The sequence below is a fragment of the Flavobacterium sp. NPDC079362 genome (genome assembly GCF_050267765.1).
Classification (GTDB): Bacteria; Bacteroidota; Bacteroidia; order Flavobacteriales; family Flavobacteriaceae; genus Flavobacterium; species Flavobacterium azizsancarii.
Genome location: NZ_JBNNFM010000011.1, coordinates 1 through 18752 on the forward strand (window position 1 = coordinate 1; position 18752 = coordinate 18752).

Genomic DNA, 18752 nt, shown 5'->3' on the forward strand with positions numbered 1-18752 from the left:
CAAAGACAAAGCAAAACACCGATACAAAATAGAAGCCAAAAACAGTGAACTAAAAAATGTACATGGGTATGACAGAGCAACATCTTATGGGATAGATAGTATGCAAGGTGCAATGGCTATTTTTACGGTCAATTTAAAAAGAATACTGAAATTGATATAAGAAATTACAACCCAAACATGATTACTCAAAACACCTCTCTATAAGTCAAAAACAGACTTATGTAACCGCAAATAAAAAACAGTTATAAAACGAAAAACGCTTATAACGGATATTTTTAAATCCTGTTATAAGCGTTTTTTATTGTCTAAAAAATAAACCTGATCAAAAATAAGGGATGTTTTTCAGTGCCCTCTGAGAACACAGGGAGCTTTTGCAAAAATATTGTTGTATAATATACTTCTTAAGATTTCTTTGGATGAACAATTCCTTCAGCAACTGTTAACCAAGCAGATGGACCTCCCGCAACATAACCTGTTTGCCCAAGCCCTTTAAAATTGACTTTACCATCTTTTGCTTCAGCGCTGGTAAAATAAACGGTTGGAAATCCCTGAATTCCGAAAGCTTGCTGCAATTCGTTATTTTGATTTTTAATCTCAGGCGTTTGCGGTGTTCTTCTAGGATAATCCAGCTCAACTAAAATAACATTTTCTTTGGCCCATTTAGTAAATTCCGGTGTTTTCAACACTTCATTCTGCAAACGAATGCACCATCCGCACCAATCACTTCCGGTAAAAAACATTAACATTGGCTTTTGCTCTTTATTACTTACAGTAATCGCCTCTCTTACATCAGTGTACCATTTTAACTCTTGCGCTTGTGTTGCAAAAGCTCCAACTAAAAACAATGTTATTAAGTATATCTTTTTCATGATCCTTTTAATTTTTGACAAATTTAAACAAAAAAAGAATTGTAAAATGTCGTCTATTTTACTTCTTGCATTAATTTTCTAATAAATGGCGAAATTGCCAACAAAACCAATCCCGCAATAAGCGAATAAATTGCCAGTTGATAATACCCTTCTGTATACGATTGCAGCTTAGAAACTAAAGTATCTCCTGTATTTGATCTGGAAATTTCTGCCCCAAGTTTACCTGCAGCCAATTGCCCAAAAGCACTTGCCAGGAACCATAATCCCATCATCATCCCAAAGAGTCTTTTTGGAGAAAGTTTGGTAATAATCGACATTCCGATTGGCCCCAAACAAAGCTCACCAATAGTAGTTATCAAATAGGCAAACGTAAATACATTCAATGAAGTAATACCTTTTACGTCTGCAAAGAATTTAGTAAGATAGAAGATATAGAAAGAAGCCGCGAGGAACAAAAATCCAATTCCGAATTTAATCAAAGTATTAGGTTCAATTTTTCGCTTGCCTAACCAGATCCATAACAAACCAATAAGCGGACTCAAAACTACTACAAAAAAAGTATTTGAGCTGTTATTGACAACATTGGGATCAATTGTAAAAAACAATAACTGATCATTTAGATTGTCTTTTGCAAAAAGCGACAATGATCCGCCACTTTGTTCGTAAATAGAATTAAACAAGAAATAGAAAAACACAAACAGAAATGCTGCAAAAAGCTTCTTTTGTAATTTAGCATCTCCCAATTTAAACAATTCATATGCGAAATATGAAACGGCAATTGTACCAATAGTATACATGAAATAATCTGTATACTTAGTATTCTTAACCATTATAAAAATAAAAGGCAAACTCAAAATCGACGCAGCATACACTGCTATTTCACGAATTCTTCTCTTATTGACATCTAAGTGTAATAATGGAGAATCACCAATTGGCCCTAAATGCTTTTTAGTAAACAAAAAGGTAATCAAACCTAAAAACATTACAATTGCAGCTGATAAAAAGCACAATTGCCACGAATAGAATTTCCCTAAATAAACACATAAAGCACCACCAAAAAGTCCGCCTACATTTATTCCGGCATAGAACATTCCGTAACCGGCATCTCTACGACCGTCGTTTTCATGATACAATTCTCCAACCATCGAAGAAACATTTGGCTTAAAAAAACCAGTTCCTATAATCGAAAAAGCAATTCCGTAATAAAAGAAATCATGAGGGGCAATAGCAATCAAAAGATTCCCTAAAATCATAACGATTCCACCAAAAAATAATGACTTTTTAAACCCCAGAACTTTATCAGCAAAAATACCACCAATAAAAGTAAAAGCATATACAAAAGCCTGAATAGCTCCATATTGCTCACTGGCATGATCTTCTTTCAAAAAAAGCTGATCTACCATAAAAATAACAAGAACACCACGCATTCCATAAAAACAAAAACGCTCCCACATTTCAACAAAAAACAAATACCACAATTGTTTCGGGTAATTGCCTTTAAAATTTTGAATCTCCTCTAAAGTGATCTTCTGCTCCATTTATTTATAAATAATTAATTAATTCCTTTTTCTTTCATCACCTTGTTAAGCTGTTTCACCAAACCAAACATTAGTACAGTTGCAAACATTAACAGTGCAAAATTTACCCAGAAGAAGTTGGCTTTATTATCGTACGTATCCCACATACTGGCCAAAACTCCACTCAACTTATTCCCTATCGAAGTCGACAAAAACCAACCTCCCATCATTAAGGAAGTGATATTAACAGGGCTTAACTTTGAGACTACTGATAATCCCATTGGACTCAGGAATAGTTCCCCGATTGTTATGATTCCATAATTTGCCACCAGCCACCAGGCACTCACCTTTTCTGCTCCATCATGACCAATTTCTACAGCTGCTACCATGACCAAAACAGACAACGCCGAAATTAACAAACCAAAAGCAATTTTCGTAGGTGTCGAGGGTTCTTTTTTTCTGGATCGCAAAAATGAGAAAAACGCAACAATCAAAGGTGTTAATATAATTACCCAGGCCGGATTGATTGACTGACTCAAATTAGTTGCCCAAAGATGCACTTTAGCCCCTTCTTCAGGTAATTTCTCCGGAGCAACATTTCTAAAATATAATGGATAATTTACCTCTGTCTCTACGACTCCATTTACTTTTTGTAAACGAAACTGATGATCATAAAGCTCTGTGGACTCTTTTTTATATTCGACTTCTTTTGCTAATTTTAGTTTACCAACTACCTGACCGGCTGTCCCGGTTACTTCTCTGTCAGTATAACGATCTGCCCAGGTAGTAAGTGCCGAACCATTGAGCTTAAATACAGCCCAAAATAAAATCACTACGCCAAAAATAGCCAGCAGAGCACCAATTGGCCTCTTATCTTCTACTTTGGCTTTAAAATAAAGTGAACCATAAAAGAAAACAATCGGAATACAGGCAAAAATAAAAGCATCTGTACTATCTGAACCAAAGATATAACTGTCTAAATTAGTTTCTGAAGCAACACCTTTTATCAACCAGCCTATTACTCCAAAAACAACAGAAGGCAATAAAATAAACAGGATAATTTTATAAAACGGCATATCTCCTTCCTGAACTCCTTTTTTCTGATCGTAGCCTACATAATGTTTTGTACCTAATAAAAATACAATAACACCTATGAACATACCAACACCAGCAGCCATAAAAGCCCAATGCCACCCTAAAAGGATCTGCAATGCAGCACCAAAGAAATTACAAATAAAAGCGCCAACATTAATTCCCATATAGAAAATATTGTAGCCTTCGTCTTTTTTATCTTTATACTCTTCTTTAGAATAAAAACTTCCTAATAAGGTTGAAATATTGGGTTTAAAAAAACCATTTCCTATAATTACCAAAGTCATGGCAATATAAAGCACCGTTATATCATGTACTCCCATTAAGAAGTAACCAATACCCATTAAAATCCCACCAAAAACAATAGACTTTCTATAACCTAAATACCTGTCAGCAACAAGACCGCCAATAAAAGGAGTTAAAAAAACCAATGCTATAAAAGTTCCATATAAATCAGAAGCTTCTTTCTCGGTCATGGCAAAACCATCCTTTACGTCCTTGAGATATAAAGTAAAGATTCCGATCATTAAATAGTAACCAAAACGCTCCCACATTTCAGATAAAAACAAAAAAGGCAGTGCTTTTGGGTGTTTTTTCCACATAACTATAAACTCTTTTAAAATTAAAATTACCTATAAGTCTAAACCTATAGGTAATTTTTTACATATCATTATTATCATTTATCGCACACCGTGCATCATTTTTTTCAGGAATGGAGTTAAAGCAAATAATACAATTGCCGCGATACCTGTAAGGACAACAAATACCATAAAAAACTCATATAAATTATGGATTTCAAATCCTGCAAAAAAGTGATTGTGAGCGCTAATCTGATGCTGATCTAATAAAGCTAACTGCTCTGCAGTTGGTACAATTTTATTATCTAAAACTCCCTGAAGATCAATTCCTAATTCTTTTGCTTTTGCAAATTTATCACCAGTTGCAGGCAAGATAGAACCTAAAGTTCCTCCTAAAGCATAACCTGATGCATTCGACAAGAAGAATACGCCATATAATAAAGAAGAAAAACGTTTTGGAGATAATTTACCTACTAATGATAAACCAATTGGTGATAAACACAACTCAGCACATGTATTTAAGAAATACAATAAGATCAACCATTTTACCAATAATAATCCTGAAGTTCCGATATACGAAACCTGTGTAGCGATCATAAAGAAACTAATAGAAATTACAACTAAACCAACGGCTAATTTTACCGGAGAAATAGGTTCTTTACCTTTAGCTCTTAAAGTATCCCAAAGTATACTGAAAGGAACTGCTAACATAACTACGAACAATCCATTAAAAATCTGAACCATTGAAGGTGGCATCAACCAGCCAAAGAAATTTCTGTCTGTTTGATTATCCGCAATAAAAGTTAATGACGAACCTGCTTGTTCAAAAGCTGCCCAGAAGAAGATAATAAAGAATGAAACGATATAGATAACTATAATTCTGTCTCTTTCGATTTTAGTTAAAGAAGTATCTGAGATAATTAATCCGGCCAATGATAAACCACTTGAGTAAATCAGTGTATAGATTAAATTCTGACCTACAACATAATGAAAAAAGAATCCTAAAGCGATAAATGCAATTCCTGCAATGACCAAAGCTTTATTAGAAAAATTAGCTTTTTGCGCTTCTCCTTCTTCAAAATCAGAAGCATCGTTTTTAGAAGGTAAACCTCCTAATGGTTTTCCTTCCGGAGTAACCACATATTTATTTTTTAAAAAGTAAAAAAGGATCGTTCCTAAAAACATCGCAACAGAAGCCGCCATAAATCCCCATCTAAAAGCATGGATATCTCTAATTCCTCCTACATCTTTAACATCACCTAACAAAGGACAAATAGACTGACCTAAAAAAGCCCCAATGTTAATACCCATATAGAAAATAGTGAAGGCACTATCTAATTTTGTTTTTTCCTGTTTAGGATATAAACTCCCCACCATACTGGAAATATTTGGCTTGAAGAATCCGTTACCAAAAACAATAACCCCTAACGCAGAATACATGATGATTTTTGCCAAACCAAGATTTGAATCAAAAAGACTACCACTTGTAAACAATAACAATTGCCCAACTGCCATCATCAATCCGCCTAATAAAATACAGTTTCTGTTACCTAAAAAACGATCGGCTACAAAACCACCTAACATTGGCGTTAGATAACACAACCCAAGGAAACCACCATAAATCAAAGATGCTTCTTCTTCCTTCATCAATAATGAATTCACAAGAAATAAAGTTAATAAAGCCCGCATTCCATAGAAATTGAATCGCTCCCACATCTCCGTTCCAAACAATACCCAAAGCCCTTTTGGATGCGCAGTTTTTACTTGAGTTTCTCCCATTTTATTCATTATTTGTTTTTGGTTTAAAGTTTTAGATTATAAATTTTCCTTGATAAAGTTAGTCATTTTATTGTAAAGCTGAATTCTGGTTGCCCCCCCGTAAATACCATGATTTTTATCCGGATATATCTGAGAATCAAATTGTTTGCTCGCCTGAATCAACGCTTCCATCATTTGCATAGAGTTCTGTACATGAACGTTGTCATCGCCTGATCCGTGAATCAATAAAAACTTACCTTTTAATTTATCAACGTGATTTATTGGAGAATTTTGATCGTATCCGCTTGCATTTTCCTGTGGAGTCGTCATGTATCTTTCTGTATAAACACTGTCATAAAAACGCCAGTTGGTTACCGGAGCAACAGCAATAGCCATTTTAAACACATCATTTCCCTGAAAAATACAGTTTGAAGCCATAAAACCACCATAGCTCCATCCGAAGATTCCAATTCTTGAAGCATCAACATAAGGATAAGCACCAATTACTTTTGCAGCATCGATCTGATCTTCTACTTCGTATTTCCCTAATTCTTTTTGAGTTACTTTTTTGAAATCAGCACCTTTGAAACCAGTTCCTCTACCATCTACACAAGCTACAATATAACCTTGTTGTGTTAATGAAGCAAACCAGTAATCATCACTATTATTCCAATCATTGTTTACTTGTTGAGATCCCGGACCAGAATATTGGTACATGAAAACAGGATATTTTTTAGAAGGGTCAAAGTCTTTCGGTTTCAAAATCCACGCATTAAGCTCGTTTCCTTTTGCCGTTTTTAAAACGAAAAATTCTTTTGTTGGTAAATTATAAGCCACTAATTTAGCTGAAAGTGCCTGATTGTTTTCGATTACCTGAATTTCTTTTCCTGTTTTTGACTCATTTAAAGTATAAGTCGTAGGCTGAGATGCACTTGAGAAAGTAGTAATAAAAAATTGGAAATTAGGACTGAAAGTCGCAGCACTAGTTCCTGTTTTAGAAGTTAAACGTACTTTATTTTTTCCGTCTAAAGCAATTCTGTAGATATCTCTGTTGATCGAACCATTTTCTGTAGATTGATAGAAAATAGTTTTTGTTTTTTCGTCGAAACCGTAGTAAGATACTACTTCCCAGTTTCCTTTTGTAACCTGATTTTTAAGTTTTCCGGTTTTGTCATATACATAAATATGATTAAAACCGTCTTTTTCGCTTGTCCAGATAAAGCTATTATCTTTTAAGAAAGTCAAATTGTCTGTAACATCGACATATGCTTTATCTTTTTCATTGAGAACCACTTTTGCAGTTGCCGTAGTTCCATCTACAAATAATAAATCAAGATTATCCTGATGACGGTTTAAAACCTGAGCTGATAATACATTATTATCATTTGTCCATTGTAATCTTGCAATATAAAAGTCATTGTAATTTCCTAAATTAACTTTTTTAGCCGCACTACCTGCTACATCATATATATGTAATGAAACTTCTGAATTTTTTTCTCCCGCTTTCGGATATTTAAAGGTTTCGATTGTTGGATATAAATCTTTATGAAACATTGACATCGAAAATTCAGGAACCTGACTTTCGTCAAAACGAATATAAGCTAGTTTTTTACTGTCTTTACTCCAGTCAAAAGCCCGGACAAATGCAAATTCTTCTTCATAAACCCAATCCGTGATACCATTAATGATGGCATTTTTCTTTCCGTCAGTTGTAACAGCGGTCGATTTTTTAGAAGCTACATCATAAACATATAAATTATTTTCTCTTGCATATGCAATTTTGGTTCCATCAGGAGAGAACGTTGGCTCCTGAACCTGAAAATCAAAAAGTTTCGTTAGTGACTTAGTCGTTATATCGTATAAAAAATAATCTGCCGTAAAAGAGTGACGAAAGATTTTATTTGTATTACATGCAATCAGGATCTTTTTTTCAGAAGCATCAAAAGTATAGCTGTCAATTCCTTCAGCAAGCGCCTTATGATTCTTAGTATCGATTAAATTAGACACTTTTTTGAGGGTTGCAAAATCATATAAATCAATCTGCATACTTCTACTTGCCTGATCTACATTTAAAACCGTATATTGATCTGTATTTTTTAGCGATTGCAATTCATCCATTCCTTTCGCCCTAAATACACCACTATAAATATTTTCGACAGTAATTTTCTGTTGACCAAAAACGGTAGCAACTAAAAACAAAAGTATTACAGTAATTTTACCTGATTTCATTAGAATTATTTTAAATATAAAAAAGAGCCCAATTTTAGTAAAAAAAATGAACATAATACACATTTTAAGTGTTAAATGTTAAAAAAAATAACGTTTGCGTATTTTCCAAATTTCAAATACATTGCAAACAAAACTCTTAAAATGGTATCTTTGCCGCAACTTTATTATTTAAAATACTGAGAATGAACAACGCTGTTGCCGGATTTTCTAAATTATCCAAAAAAGAAAAAACAAACTGGATCGCCAATACTTATTTTTCAAAGCCTGAAGAAGCACTAAATATTATAAGAAATTACTGGAATTCAGACGAGAAGCTACAACAATTGCATGATGAATTCATAGAGAACACGATTTCAAATTTATATATTCCACTTGGGGTTGCCCCTAATTTCCTAATTAACGGAAAATATAAAACTATCCCAATGGCTATTGAGGAGAGTTCTGTGGTTGCTGCAGCATCAAAAGCAGCAAAATACTGGTCTACACGAGGAGGTTTTAAAGCAACCGTAATTGACACTGAAAAAATTGGTCAGGTGCATTTTACTTTTAATGGAGACGCAGAAAAACTGCAGTCTTTCTTTGAGCAAATAAAACCAAAATTTTTCTCTGACACACAAAGCATTACCAAAAACATGCAACAACGTGGCGGTGGCATTTTAGACATCAAACTTAAAGACAAAAGAAGCCTGCTTGAAAATTACTTTCAGCTCCATGCTACTTTCGAAACTAAAGACAGTATGGGTGCAAATTTCATAAATTCCTGCCTGGAGCAATTTGCAACAACTTTGAAAGATGAATTTCAAAATTCTGATTTATTTTCAGAAGACGAAACCTTAAAAATTGTCATGAGCATTTTATCAAATTATGTCCCAAATTGTATTGTAAGAGCTGAAGTTTCCTGCCCTATTGAAGATTTAACAGAGAAACACATTCCAAATCCACAAGAATTTGCAGAACGATTTCTACAAGCCGTTCAGATTGCCGAAGTGGAACCTTTTAGAGCCGTAACTCATAATAAAGGAATCATGAACGGAGTTGACGCCGTAATTCTGGCAACCGGAAATGATTTTAGAGCAGTTGAAGCCGGAGTTCATGCGTATGCTTCAAAAAATGGTCAATACGCCAGTTTATCTCATGCTAAAATCGAAAACGGAATTTTTACTTTCTGGCTTGAAATACCTTTAGCATTAGGAACTGTTGGAGGATTAACCTCTTTACATCCTTTAGTAAAACTTTGTTTTGAAATACTCGAAAAACCTTCAGCAAAAGAATTAATGGAGATTGTAGCTGTTGCAGGTCTGGCACAAAATTTTGCCGCTTTGCGTTCGCTAACAACAACCGGAATTCAGGAAGGTCACATGAAAATGCACTTAAACAATATCATTAACCAATTTGAAGCCAATGAAGAAGAACGTCGTTTAATTAAATCTTATTTTAAGAAAAATGCCGTATCTCATAGCGCTGTAGTTGAATTTATTGAGAATCTAAGAAAATAACACAATTTATAAATTCCAATTATTAAATCTTTAAATAAATTCTAAATTCCAACAATAAGTGGAATTTGGAATTTTATCCCGAAGCTTTGGGATTGGAATTTATGTGAAACATACATGCATGAAAACAACCTTTTACAGTAACGGAAAACTTTTAATTACAGGCGAATATTTAGTCTTAGATGGCGCCAAAGCTTTTGCATTACCTACTAAATTTGGACAAAATTTAATTGTAGAGAATGCCTCAAATGAGGAAATTCAGTGGAAAAGCTATGATTTTGATGAACACCTTTGGTACGAAGACACTATTTCTTTTACTGAGATCATCAATAATACAGATACAAAAGCCGAAACTGTAAAGACAACTTTGGTACAAATTCTACATGAAGCCTATCTTCTAAATCCCGATTTTATAAGCAAGTCTGACGGATATAAAATCAGCACACAACTTACATTCCCAAAAAACTGGGGATTAGGAACGTCTTCTACTTTATTGAACAACATTGCTCAATGGACGAACATCGATGCGTTTACACTCTTAAAAAATAGTTTTGGAGGCAGTGGTTACGACATTGCCTGTGCACAAAACGACACTCCTATTATATACCGCTTAGAAGAGAACTTACCTCTAGTGGAATCTGTAAGCTTTAATCCGGATTTTACCCAAGACATTTATTTCGTTTACCTTAATAAAAAGCAAAATAGCAAAACAGCGATAAATGGTTATTACAACAATAAAAATCAAAATTTAGCGCACAATATCATTGACAACAATAAAATTACTGAGGCGGTTTTAAATGCAAAAACACTAAAGGAATTTGCGAATGCTTTGGAAAAACATGAAATCCATTTGAGTACTATTCTAAAAGTGAAAACGATTAAAGAAGCTGCTTTTCCTGATTTTGATGGCGTCATAAAAAGCCTTGGAGCCTGGGGAGGAGATTTTGTCATGGTAATTTCAAAAGAAAACCCAACGACATATTTTGCTTCAAAAGGATACGAAACCATTCTTACCTATAATGAAATGATATTGAATTAGACAGTAAAAACTATCTGTCTCTTCAAATTTTCAAAACATTCAAGAGCGTTAACAAAAAATACAACTCATAAAAAAACCCGAAACATTCATTAGAACGTTTCGGGTTTTATATTTAACCTTTATTTACTAAAAACTAGTAATTAAATTGTAATCTGTTATCTTCAATCTTAGCATTGCTTTTTAAAGCCGGTAAAATTCTACTTGCATCATTTGCGCTTTGAGCTTTTACTTTAGCAACATACTCAGCATGGTTTGTAAGAGCAGGTGCTTTTACAGTACTAATATTTTTTACCACATAAACTCCTGTATTTCCTTCAATTGGAGCAGAGATTTTATTTGGAGTTAATGCAAATGCATTACCAACAACTCTAGGCTCTTGTCCAACTCCACCAGATAAAACAGGATTCTCCATAGTAACATCAGCCGCTTGTTGAACTGCTACACCAGCGCTTTTAGCAATAGCTTCTATTGTAGCACCTGTCATTTTAGCTTTTAGCATTTCAGCTTTTTTCTTATTTTTCAAGATTGACTCAACATATGGTCTTGCTACTGTTACAGAAACTAAACCAGATTTGTTCTCACTTTTGTATTGAGCAATTACGTGTCCAATATTAGCGATCTCAAAACGTTTTACGTCTCCAACACTAGTTTCTTTATCATAAGCCCATCTCACGATGTTACGTTGGTTTCCTAGAGGACCAAATGCTTCATCCATAGCTTTTGCAGTTACAGGAGGAGCAACTTTTAAACCTAATTCTTTTGCTGTTGCATTGAAATCTTTCTTTGCAGCATCCATTTCAAATTTAGTTGCTAATGTAAATACTTTATCAGAAGTAGCTTCAGATGGCTCAATTTTCTGAGCAATTGTAGCTAAACGAATTCCGTCTTGTTTATCAGTAATTTTGATAATGTGAAATCCAAAAGGAGTTTCTACTAAACCAACTTTTCCTATTGGGTTATTGAATACAAAATCATTGAATGGTTTTACCATTTGGTTTGGACCAAAATATCCTAAATCACCACCTTGTTGTGCAGATGAATCATCAGAGCTTGTAAAAGCCAACATCATGAAACTATCCGGATTTGCCTGAACCTGAGCAAGAATTTCTTCTGCTTTAGCTTTAGCTTCTTCTTTTGTTCTTTTTTCTTTTTGGTTTGGAGTTTGAGATCCTTCATAACCAATTAAGATATGACTTGCTTTTGCATTAACACCTGCTTTAAATCCTAAAGATTTAGAAATAGCATAGTATCTTCCAAAAACGTATGGTCCGTATATTGCTCCGGCAGGTAAACTGAATAATTTATCAGCATCGATAGCAGGTAAAGCATTTTTAGGCACATAAGTTGAATCGTAAGGAACATCAGAGTTTGAGTTTACAAATTCAGCAATGTTAGTTGCATTTCTAAAACCTGGCAAAGTATCATTTTTACCTGTTTTTGCGTTGTACTCTACTCTTCCGTTTAATAAAGCAGTGATTTTTGCTTTAATTTCAGCTTCGTCTTCTTTTGAAGCTTTGTCTTCTACTAAAACATATTGAATTTCACGAGTTGCATCCGCTTTGAATTTCTTCTCGTTTTTCTTCATATAATCTACAATTTCTGAATCAGAAATTTTTACATCGCTATCTTTTATAGAAGAATATAATGCAGCAGCATAAGCAAAGTTTACTTTGTTAGCTTCCATTTCATATTTCAACTTTCCTTCACTAGCTGTAGTATAAAGACCTGCTTTTACTAATGTGCTGTAGATTTGGAATTTTGCATTTAATTCAGCATCTTTTTCTTTTTCAGAGATATATTGTGCTGCCTCAGGATTAGCTTTAAAGTATTCTTTAAATTTAGCTACATCAAAAGCTCCGGCTGCATTTAAAAACATTGGGTTTTTACCAATATTCGGATCTGATTTTAAAACTTCAAGTAAGTGTTTCTCACCAACTCTTAATCCTAATTTATCAAACTGAGATGATAATAATGCGATCGAAACCTCTTGATCCCAAACTCTGTTTGCAGCTTCAGTGGAAGTAATTCCTTGACCACTTTTTTCAGCATTACTAACTTTAACTCTAAAGTCTTCAAATGAAATATCTTTTCCGTCGATGCTTCCTACATCCTTTGCACTAGATCCTCCACCTTTAGAGGTAAAGATACCTTCTATTATAAATGCAAATAATGCAAGTGCAATAACACCTATCAATAAAGCCGAACGTTGTCTAATTTTTGCTAAAACTGCCATTTTTATTATCGTTAATTTTATATTCAGTTTGCGAAAATACAATTATCTAGTTAATAACAATACAACTAGGGTTTTATTTTACACAATTTTTTTCATTAATTTAAAAAATCACTCTTTTATCGTCAATTTCACCAATTCGATTTTCTTATTTGAAGCTTCCTCAATCACAAAATGATAGCTGTCTATCACTATTTCGTCACCTTTTTGAGGAATTTCCTTGGTAGAATTAACAATAAAACCGCCTAATGTTCCATAAGAATCTTCTTCAGGAATAGATAACTTATAAGTTTCGTTTAAGTACTCAACATCTAATCTGGCAGAAAATAAATACCTGCCTTCGCCTAATTCCTGTTCGATCAACTCTTCTTCATCTGAATCGTGCTCATCTTCAATCTCTCCAAAAAGCTCTTCAACTATATCTTCTATTGTAATGATCCCTGAGGTCCCTCCGTATTCATCTAAAACAACCGCTACGTTCTTTCTTTTCTTAATCAATAAATTCAGCGCATCTTTTATCAAAATAGTCTGAGGAACAAATTCAACAGTCATTAAAACTGATTTTATTGTTTTGGGCTTTTTAAACAGATCAAATGAATGCACATAACCCACAATATCATCTACTGAGTTTTGACTGACTATTATCTTAGAATAACCTGTTTCTATAAACAACTCCTTAAGCTCTGCAATACTGTCAAACAAATCAATATCGACTATCTCTGTACGAGGTGTCATTATATCGCGTGCTTTTACTCCTGAGAATTCTAAAGCATTTTGAAAAATCTGAATTTCGGAATCTACTTCATCATCATCTTCAACAGAATTCATTTGCTCTGTAATATAATTTCCCAGTTCTATTTTACTAAAATACAATTGAACCTGATCGCCCTCTGTCTTGAAAAATTTTTGCAATACAAAATCTGATATCCAGATAAAAAAAGTGGAAATGTAATAAAACAGCCTATAAAACAGATATGCCGGAATTGCAAAAAACTTAATTAATGAATTGGCATAGATCTGAAAAAAAACTTTAGGAAAAAACTCTGCTGTTATTAAAACGATAAAAGTCGAAAGTATGGTTTGAACCAATAAACTTGTTAAATCAGAGAAATGAAATCCTAAATTGACAATGCATTCCAGAATCAAATCTCCCATATAAAAACCATAAACAACCAATGCGACATTGTTACCAATAAGCATTGCAGCGATAAACTTCGAGGGATTTTCGGTAAGTTTCGTTAAGATTTGTGATAAAAAATTATCTTGTTTTTTTTCTATTTCAAGATAAATTTTATTCGAGGAAACAAAAGCTATTTCCATTCCTGAAAAAAATGCTGATAGTATTAAACATAGTATTATAATACCAATTTCCATTTTTTACTGTTTTTTGTTACGATCATCAAATTTCCTGGCAAATTTTCTCCTGAAGAAGAACATAAAAACTGCCATACCCGCAATTATAAAACTCAGGGTAGCACCATTATTACCTTCGTTTATTTTTATAACTCCGTCATAAATAAAGTAAACGGCAAATGCCAAGTAAACGTACTGTGTATATTTTAAATAATTCATAATTATATTTTTTCGTCTGATTCTATTTCGCCACTTACTCGTTGCGAATTAATCACTTTAAAATCTTTACTAAAATCTATTCCCTGACCGTAAGAAATTCCTTTTGCATCTGTAAGCTTAAACTTTCTTTCAGTATAAAACCATTCATTTTTCTGATCGAAAAACAATTGTTCCGTTTCGAGTATCTGCCCTGTTTCTGATGTAATTTTGACCTTTCCCTGTAAATCTATTATGCCGGTTGGCTTATACGAAACCGCATAATTTGACACTATAAAAGTACGCTTTTGTTTTTTATCGTATAATGTAACATCGATTCCTTTTGGAAACTCCGTAAAAGGGAAATCCAAATTGGAATAATCTAACATTTTTGGACTTTTAAGAACTCCTGTAATTAATCCGGAATCAGTGTATTTGATATTAACAGTATCTGCATCACTTCCGGGAACAAACTCTGAGAAATTAATTTTCTGAACTTCCTTAAAATTACTTTCGCATCCAAAAAACAGTGTCACAGTAAAAACTGTGACAACCGCTATAATATATCTCTTTGGTAAATTCATTTGCCAAATGTAGTAAATTGTACGAGCTTAAAAAAACGCAAAAGTGTATCTTTAGTTGAATTTACTTTTCACGAACCATCTGTCATTGAAAGAAAAACTCAAACTAAAGTTGAAATAGTTCTCCTGAATCAAATCTGCAGAAGTTGTTCCTCTTTTACCAAATTCCACACCAACGTTTACATTTGAGAAAGATCCGTTACCAAGAGGAATCCCGGCACCTAAACTCATTCCCACATCATTGATTGATTCGTTATTAACAACAAGACCCAGTTTCTCGTATTTTAATCCGGCTCTGTACGTGATCCTGCTTAAATGACTGGTAAATGAAGCGTAATTAGGGATATAATATCCACCAATTGCATATTTCTGATACTTTTCATAACGCACATTATCTGCTGCATTATAATAATTCGCAAGTTGTCCGTTACCTTGAAAAGCAAGTGTAGTACCTACTAACCATTTTCTTGCCTGTCCTATACCTGCACCAAATGTTATTTTGTTTGGCAGTTTTAAATTAGTTTCCTGTGCAGCTCCTTCATAAGGATCCGGATCACCATCTACCGTAATAAACCTTGTACTGTTTGAGTTTAATGTACTTGCAAAAGTATAGCTCAAACTCGTAAACAAACTTAATTTTTTATCAATTTTTGTTTGATACATAGTACCAATATTAAAACTAACCCCGGACAACTCAGAAGTATTTGTTTCCTGAGTACCGTTTTGAACTCCTGTAGCAAGCTCAACACTTGTAGTTGTAATTTTACCAAAATTATATTGTGCATCAGCTCCAATATTCCACTTAGGTGTAATTTTATATCCTAAACCTGCAAATACTTTATTAACTCCACCTTTTCCCTGAAGTTGTGAACTTGTTCCGTCTACTATCGCTGTCTGGTCATTTAGAATTTTATATCCAACTGAAGTTACAGGTACTAAACCAAACGCTGCTCCAAATTTTCCCATTGGGATTCCCAACGCTAAATAATCAAAAGTAGATCTTTGTGCTTTTGCAGATTCATCTGTAGTTTTTAAAGTAGATGAACCAAATGTTCCTCCAACTGTAAAAACAGTTTGTCTTAAACTGGCATAACTGGATGGATTTTCAATATTCAAATGGATACTATCCTGCTCTACCGAAACCCCTGCCATAGACCTATTTTCAAGAGTTCCTCTAAATCTGACATCTCCAATTCCGAAGAAAGAATAAGGAGAAGCTGTACCCTGTTGAGCAAATGAAACGAACGAGATAAGCAAACAAGCGCTTACTATAATTTTTTTAATCATTGTCGATTTTATATTGAAATGTTTGGTTCAAACTTTCTAAAAGGAAATTTGAATTGGCAAATATGGTATTTTTTAATCGTTTAGCCAAAAAAACTGCATCTCCTCCCGTTAAAATTATTATAAAATTTGAAAAGTTTGCTCGATATTCATCGATAAAACCGTCAATCTCATAGACGAACCCATTTACAACGCCGGAATGAATGGCTTGTGTTGTTGAGTTTCCTATATACAACTCAGGCGCCTCAAAAGCCAGCAAAGGCAGTTTAGCGGTGTAATTATGCAATGCTTCGTAACGTAATCGTAATCCCGGAGATATGGCTCCTCCCAAATAATTATCATTTTCGTCGATAAAATCGTAGGTAATGCAGGTTCCTACATCGATGACTAATCTGTTTTGTTTAGGAAACTGCAGTGTTGCTCCCGAAGCCAAAACCATTCTGTCGATCCCTAACGTTTTTGGGGTCGCATATTTATTTACAAAAGGATAAACATCTTCATTCGTTAAAAAATGAATTTTTAATTCGTTTTCGAACGTCAAAAAAGATTGCTTATCGATGTTTCCAACTGATGCAACAACCAAATCAGAGCAGTTTGGAAATTTTTCTAAAATTTTTTCAATTTTTTTTTCAAGCTCATTTTTCTCAAAAACAAAATTTTCAAGAACAGTATTTCCCTCAAAGACAGCTGCTTTAATTCGAGTATTTCCAACATCAACCGTTAAAATCATCTTTACTTTTTTATCAGTGCGAAGATACGAATTGATTTTTTTAAAAAAATGTTTTGGATAAATGAAAAATGATTCTATCTTTGCACCCGCAATCAGCACGGTGCCTTAGCTCAGATGGTAGAGCAATGGACTGAAAATCCATGTGTCCCTGGTTCGATCCCTGGAGGCACCACCGTTAAAACCCGAATAGAAATATTCGGGTTTTTTGTTTTTAATAGTTTTTCAACCGCCAAGAATCCGAAAATTGACCGTTTTTTTACCGCAAAGAGCGCAAAGATTTTTTATTTAGGACTACGTTTAAAAACGCAAAGTTCGCAAAGCTTTATGATAAAGCTTTGCGAACTTTGCGTTTTTTACTTTGCTATCTTTGCAGTTAATTTTTTTTTCTAAAATCCGGTTCCAAAAAAAACTATTGATGAAACACCGAAACTGCAGGGAAATAATATCCTGAATAATTTACGGATTCTGTTTTAGCTCCTGAGTCAGCATTGAACAGATAAAGATTATTGATTGCGAAATTCACACCAAAACCTTCATTTACTGTATTTACCACCAAAGTGTTTTTCTTTCGATCATATCCAATTCCTGCCCCATATAAGATATTTGAATTTGTTAATGTAATAAAAGGCGCACTAAGAGACTCTGGAGTACCACTGTACTTATACACTTGTTTACCACCGCTAAAACTACCATTTTTAGCAATAAAAATATCATTTTTAGCAGCCGTTATAGATCCCGGATGCCATGCTCCCCAACTTCCGTAAGCCTGAAAACCTAATGCAATTTCTTTTACTTCAAGCGTATTTGAGTCTATACTGATAAGATTTTTACCTCCTGCAGCCCAAACTTTTTTATCATCGGTAACAGCAAATCCTAAAACTATTCCCGGAATCGTTTTTTCGACTGTCAATGTTGAAGCATTAATAACAATAACACCTTTTGTAGCTGACAATGCAAAAATATAACCGTTTGCCTTAACAACATCTCCTACCTGACCTGTAACGCCTTCGATTTGCCCACTAACCTCCATCGTATTAAGATTAAGCTTAAATATCCCTTTACTGGCTGTTAACAAAGCTTGATTTTCATCAATACCTACTACCGCACGCCAGTCGTTTCCGCCTTTTGCAGGGATTCTTTTCTCTTCTTTTAGAGAATAAGCATCTGCTACTACTACCGGTCCGCCAACTTTAGAAACTAAAAATAGTTTTTTATTAATGATAGTTCCAAATTCTAATGTAGAGGATGCCGGTTTTAAATCTTTGTCCGGATTTACTTTTACAAAAACACTATCTTCTATGGCTTTTGTATCGTATCTATAAAACCCTACCGTTCCTGTTCCGTGACCAAACCATCCTTCGTTGATTACATAAAAACCATTCTCATATGCTCCGTATGCATGGATATCATAGGTAAGAGCTACTTTTCCACCTTCATTTTTGGCTGTCATTGTAATTTTAAAATCACCTCTGGTTTCCGGTTTAAAAACATAAGTAGAATCAGACCCTACAACACTTCCATTTACTGCCCATTCAAAGGACACATTTTTTCTATCTGCTAATTTCGAGTTTAACTGTAGTGTTTTTCCAATGGTCAAAGTATCTTTCAATTGCTGCTCGCCTTTTATTACAGGAGGCGCTGTAAAATCATCATCATTATTACACGAAACTGTAAGCATCATCAAAGAAGCAATTGCAATTAATTGCCTGGAAAAAAATTGGTTTTTCATTATTAAATATTTAAAATTTTAGTACTTAAATCTTTAAATCGAAATACAGCTTACTCTAACAAAAGTTCTATAAAC

The 18752-nt window shown here is 33.9% G+C and carries 14 protein-coding genes, 1 tRNA gene and 1 pseudogene; 4 read left to right on the top strand and 12 right to left on the bottom strand.

Going from position 1 to position 18752, the window contains the following annotated elements; genetic code table 11:
* Positions 1–160 (top strand): annotated as a pseudogene (locus ACQKCJ_RS11545) (IS5/IS1182 family transposase); the annotation flags it as partial.
* A 241-nt stretch (positions 161–401) separates the two neighbouring features.
* Here the strand turns inward: ACQKCJ_RS11545 and ACQKCJ_RS11550 are convergent.
* From ACQKCJ_RS11550 to ACQKCJ_RS11570, 5 genes are all read right to left on the bottom strand, one after another.
* Complete coding sequence (locus tag ACQKCJ_RS11550; RefSeq protein WP_271336360.1) at positions 402–869, bottom strand: thioredoxin family protein; 468 nt, start codon at positions 867–869, stop codon at positions 402–404.
* Between the two features lie 53 nt (positions 870–922).
* Complete coding sequence (locus ACQKCJ_RS11555) at positions 923–2407, bottom strand: peptide MFS transporter (RefSeq protein ID WP_427402074.1); 1485 nt, start codon at positions 2405–2407, stop codon at positions 923–925.
* Positions 2408–2421: 14 nt separating this feature from the next.
* Positions 2422–4080: a peptide MFS transporter gene (locus ACQKCJ_RS11560; RefSeq protein WP_271336358.1), complete on the bottom strand. Its 1659-nt coding sequence runs from the start codon at positions 4078–4080 to the stop codon at positions 2422–2424.
* A gap of 78 nt (positions 4081–4158) precedes the next feature.
* Positions 4159–5835: a peptide MFS transporter gene (locus tag ACQKCJ_RS11565; RefSeq protein WP_271336357.1), complete on the bottom strand. Its 1677-nt coding sequence runs from the start codon at positions 5833–5835 to the stop codon at positions 4159–4161.
* Positions 5836–5871: 36 nt separating this feature from the next.
* Positions 5872–8043 carry a S9 family peptidase gene (locus ACQKCJ_RS11570; protein ID WP_427402075.1) on the bottom strand — a complete coding sequence of 724 codons (2172 nt, stop codon included), beginning with the start codon at positions 8041–8043 and terminating at the stop codon, positions 5872–5874.
* 182 nt (positions 8044–8225) lie between these two features.
* Here ACQKCJ_RS11570 and ACQKCJ_RS11575 point away from each other — a divergent pair, with 182 nt between their 5' ends.
* Together ACQKCJ_RS11575 and ACQKCJ_RS11580 are read left to right on the top strand one after the other, a co-directional pair.
* Positions 8226–9539 carry a hydroxymethylglutaryl-CoA reductase, degradative gene (locus ACQKCJ_RS11575; RefSeq protein ID WP_271336355.1) on the top strand — a complete coding sequence of 438 codons (1314 nt, stop codon included), beginning with the start codon at positions 8226–8228 and terminating at the stop codon, positions 9537–9539.
* A 118-nt stretch (positions 9540–9657) separates the two neighbouring features.
* Positions 9658–10575 (top strand): GYDIA family GHMP kinase, encoded by a 918-nt coding sequence (locus ACQKCJ_RS11580; RefSeq protein WP_271336354.1) that lies wholly within the window; start codon positions 9658–9660, stop codon positions 10573–10575.
* 133 nt (positions 10576–10708) lie between these two features.
* Here the strand turns inward: ACQKCJ_RS11580 and ACQKCJ_RS11585 are convergent, their stop codons facing one another.
* The 6 genes from ACQKCJ_RS11585 to ACQKCJ_RS11610 all read right to left on the bottom strand — a co-directional run bounded on the left by ACQKCJ_RS11585 (position 10709) and on the right by ACQKCJ_RS11610 (position 16948).
* The gene (locus ACQKCJ_RS11585; RefSeq protein WP_271336353.1) at positions 10709–12808 is read right to left on the bottom strand and encodes a peptidylprolyl isomerase; all 2100 of its coding nucleotides are present in this window, start codon (positions 12806–12808) and stop codon (positions 10709–10711) included.
* A gap of 108 nt (positions 12809–12916) precedes the next feature.
* Positions 12917–14179: a hemolysin family protein gene (locus ACQKCJ_RS11590; RefSeq protein ID WP_271336352.1), complete on the bottom strand. Its 1263-nt coding sequence runs from the start codon at positions 14177–14179 to the stop codon at positions 12917–12919.
* Between the two features lie 3 nt (positions 14180–14182).
* Complete coding sequence (locus ACQKCJ_RS11595; protein ID WP_427402076.1) at positions 14183–14377, bottom strand: hypothetical protein; 195 nt, start codon at positions 14375–14377, stop codon at positions 14183–14185.
* A gap of 2 nt (positions 14378–14379) precedes the next feature.
* Positions 14380–14937 carry an LPS export ABC transporter periplasmic protein LptC gene (gene lptC / locus ACQKCJ_RS11600; RefSeq protein ID WP_271336350.1) on the bottom strand — a complete coding sequence of 186 codons (558 nt, stop codon included), beginning with the start codon at positions 14935–14937 and terminating at the stop codon, positions 14380–14382.
* A 51-nt stretch (positions 14938–14988) separates the two neighbouring features.
* On the bottom strand, positions 14989–16221 hold the full coding sequence (locus tag ACQKCJ_RS11605; protein ID WP_271336349.1) for a hypothetical protein: 1233 nt from the start codon (positions 16219–16221) through the stop codon (positions 14989–14991).
* A complete protein-coding gene (locus tag ACQKCJ_RS11610; protein WP_271336348.1) occupies positions 16214–16948 on the bottom strand; it encodes a type III pantothenate kinase in 735 nt (244 codons plus the stop codon). Before ACQKCJ_RS11610 ends, ACQKCJ_RS11605 begins: the two co-directional genes overlap by 8 nt.
* A 99-nt stretch (positions 16949–17047) precedes the next feature.
* Here ACQKCJ_RS11610 and ACQKCJ_RS11615 point away from each other — a divergent pair.
* A tRNA-Phe gene (locus ACQKCJ_RS11615) sits at positions 17048–17120 on the top strand.
* A gap of 237 nt (positions 17121–17357) precedes the next feature.
* Here ACQKCJ_RS11615 and ACQKCJ_RS11620 read toward each other — a convergent pair.
* A complete protein-coding gene (locus ACQKCJ_RS11620; RefSeq protein ID WP_271336347.1) occupies positions 17358–18677 on the bottom strand; it encodes a DUF5074 domain-containing protein in 1320 nt (439 codons plus the stop codon).
* Positions 18678–18752 lie beyond the last annotated feature (75 nt).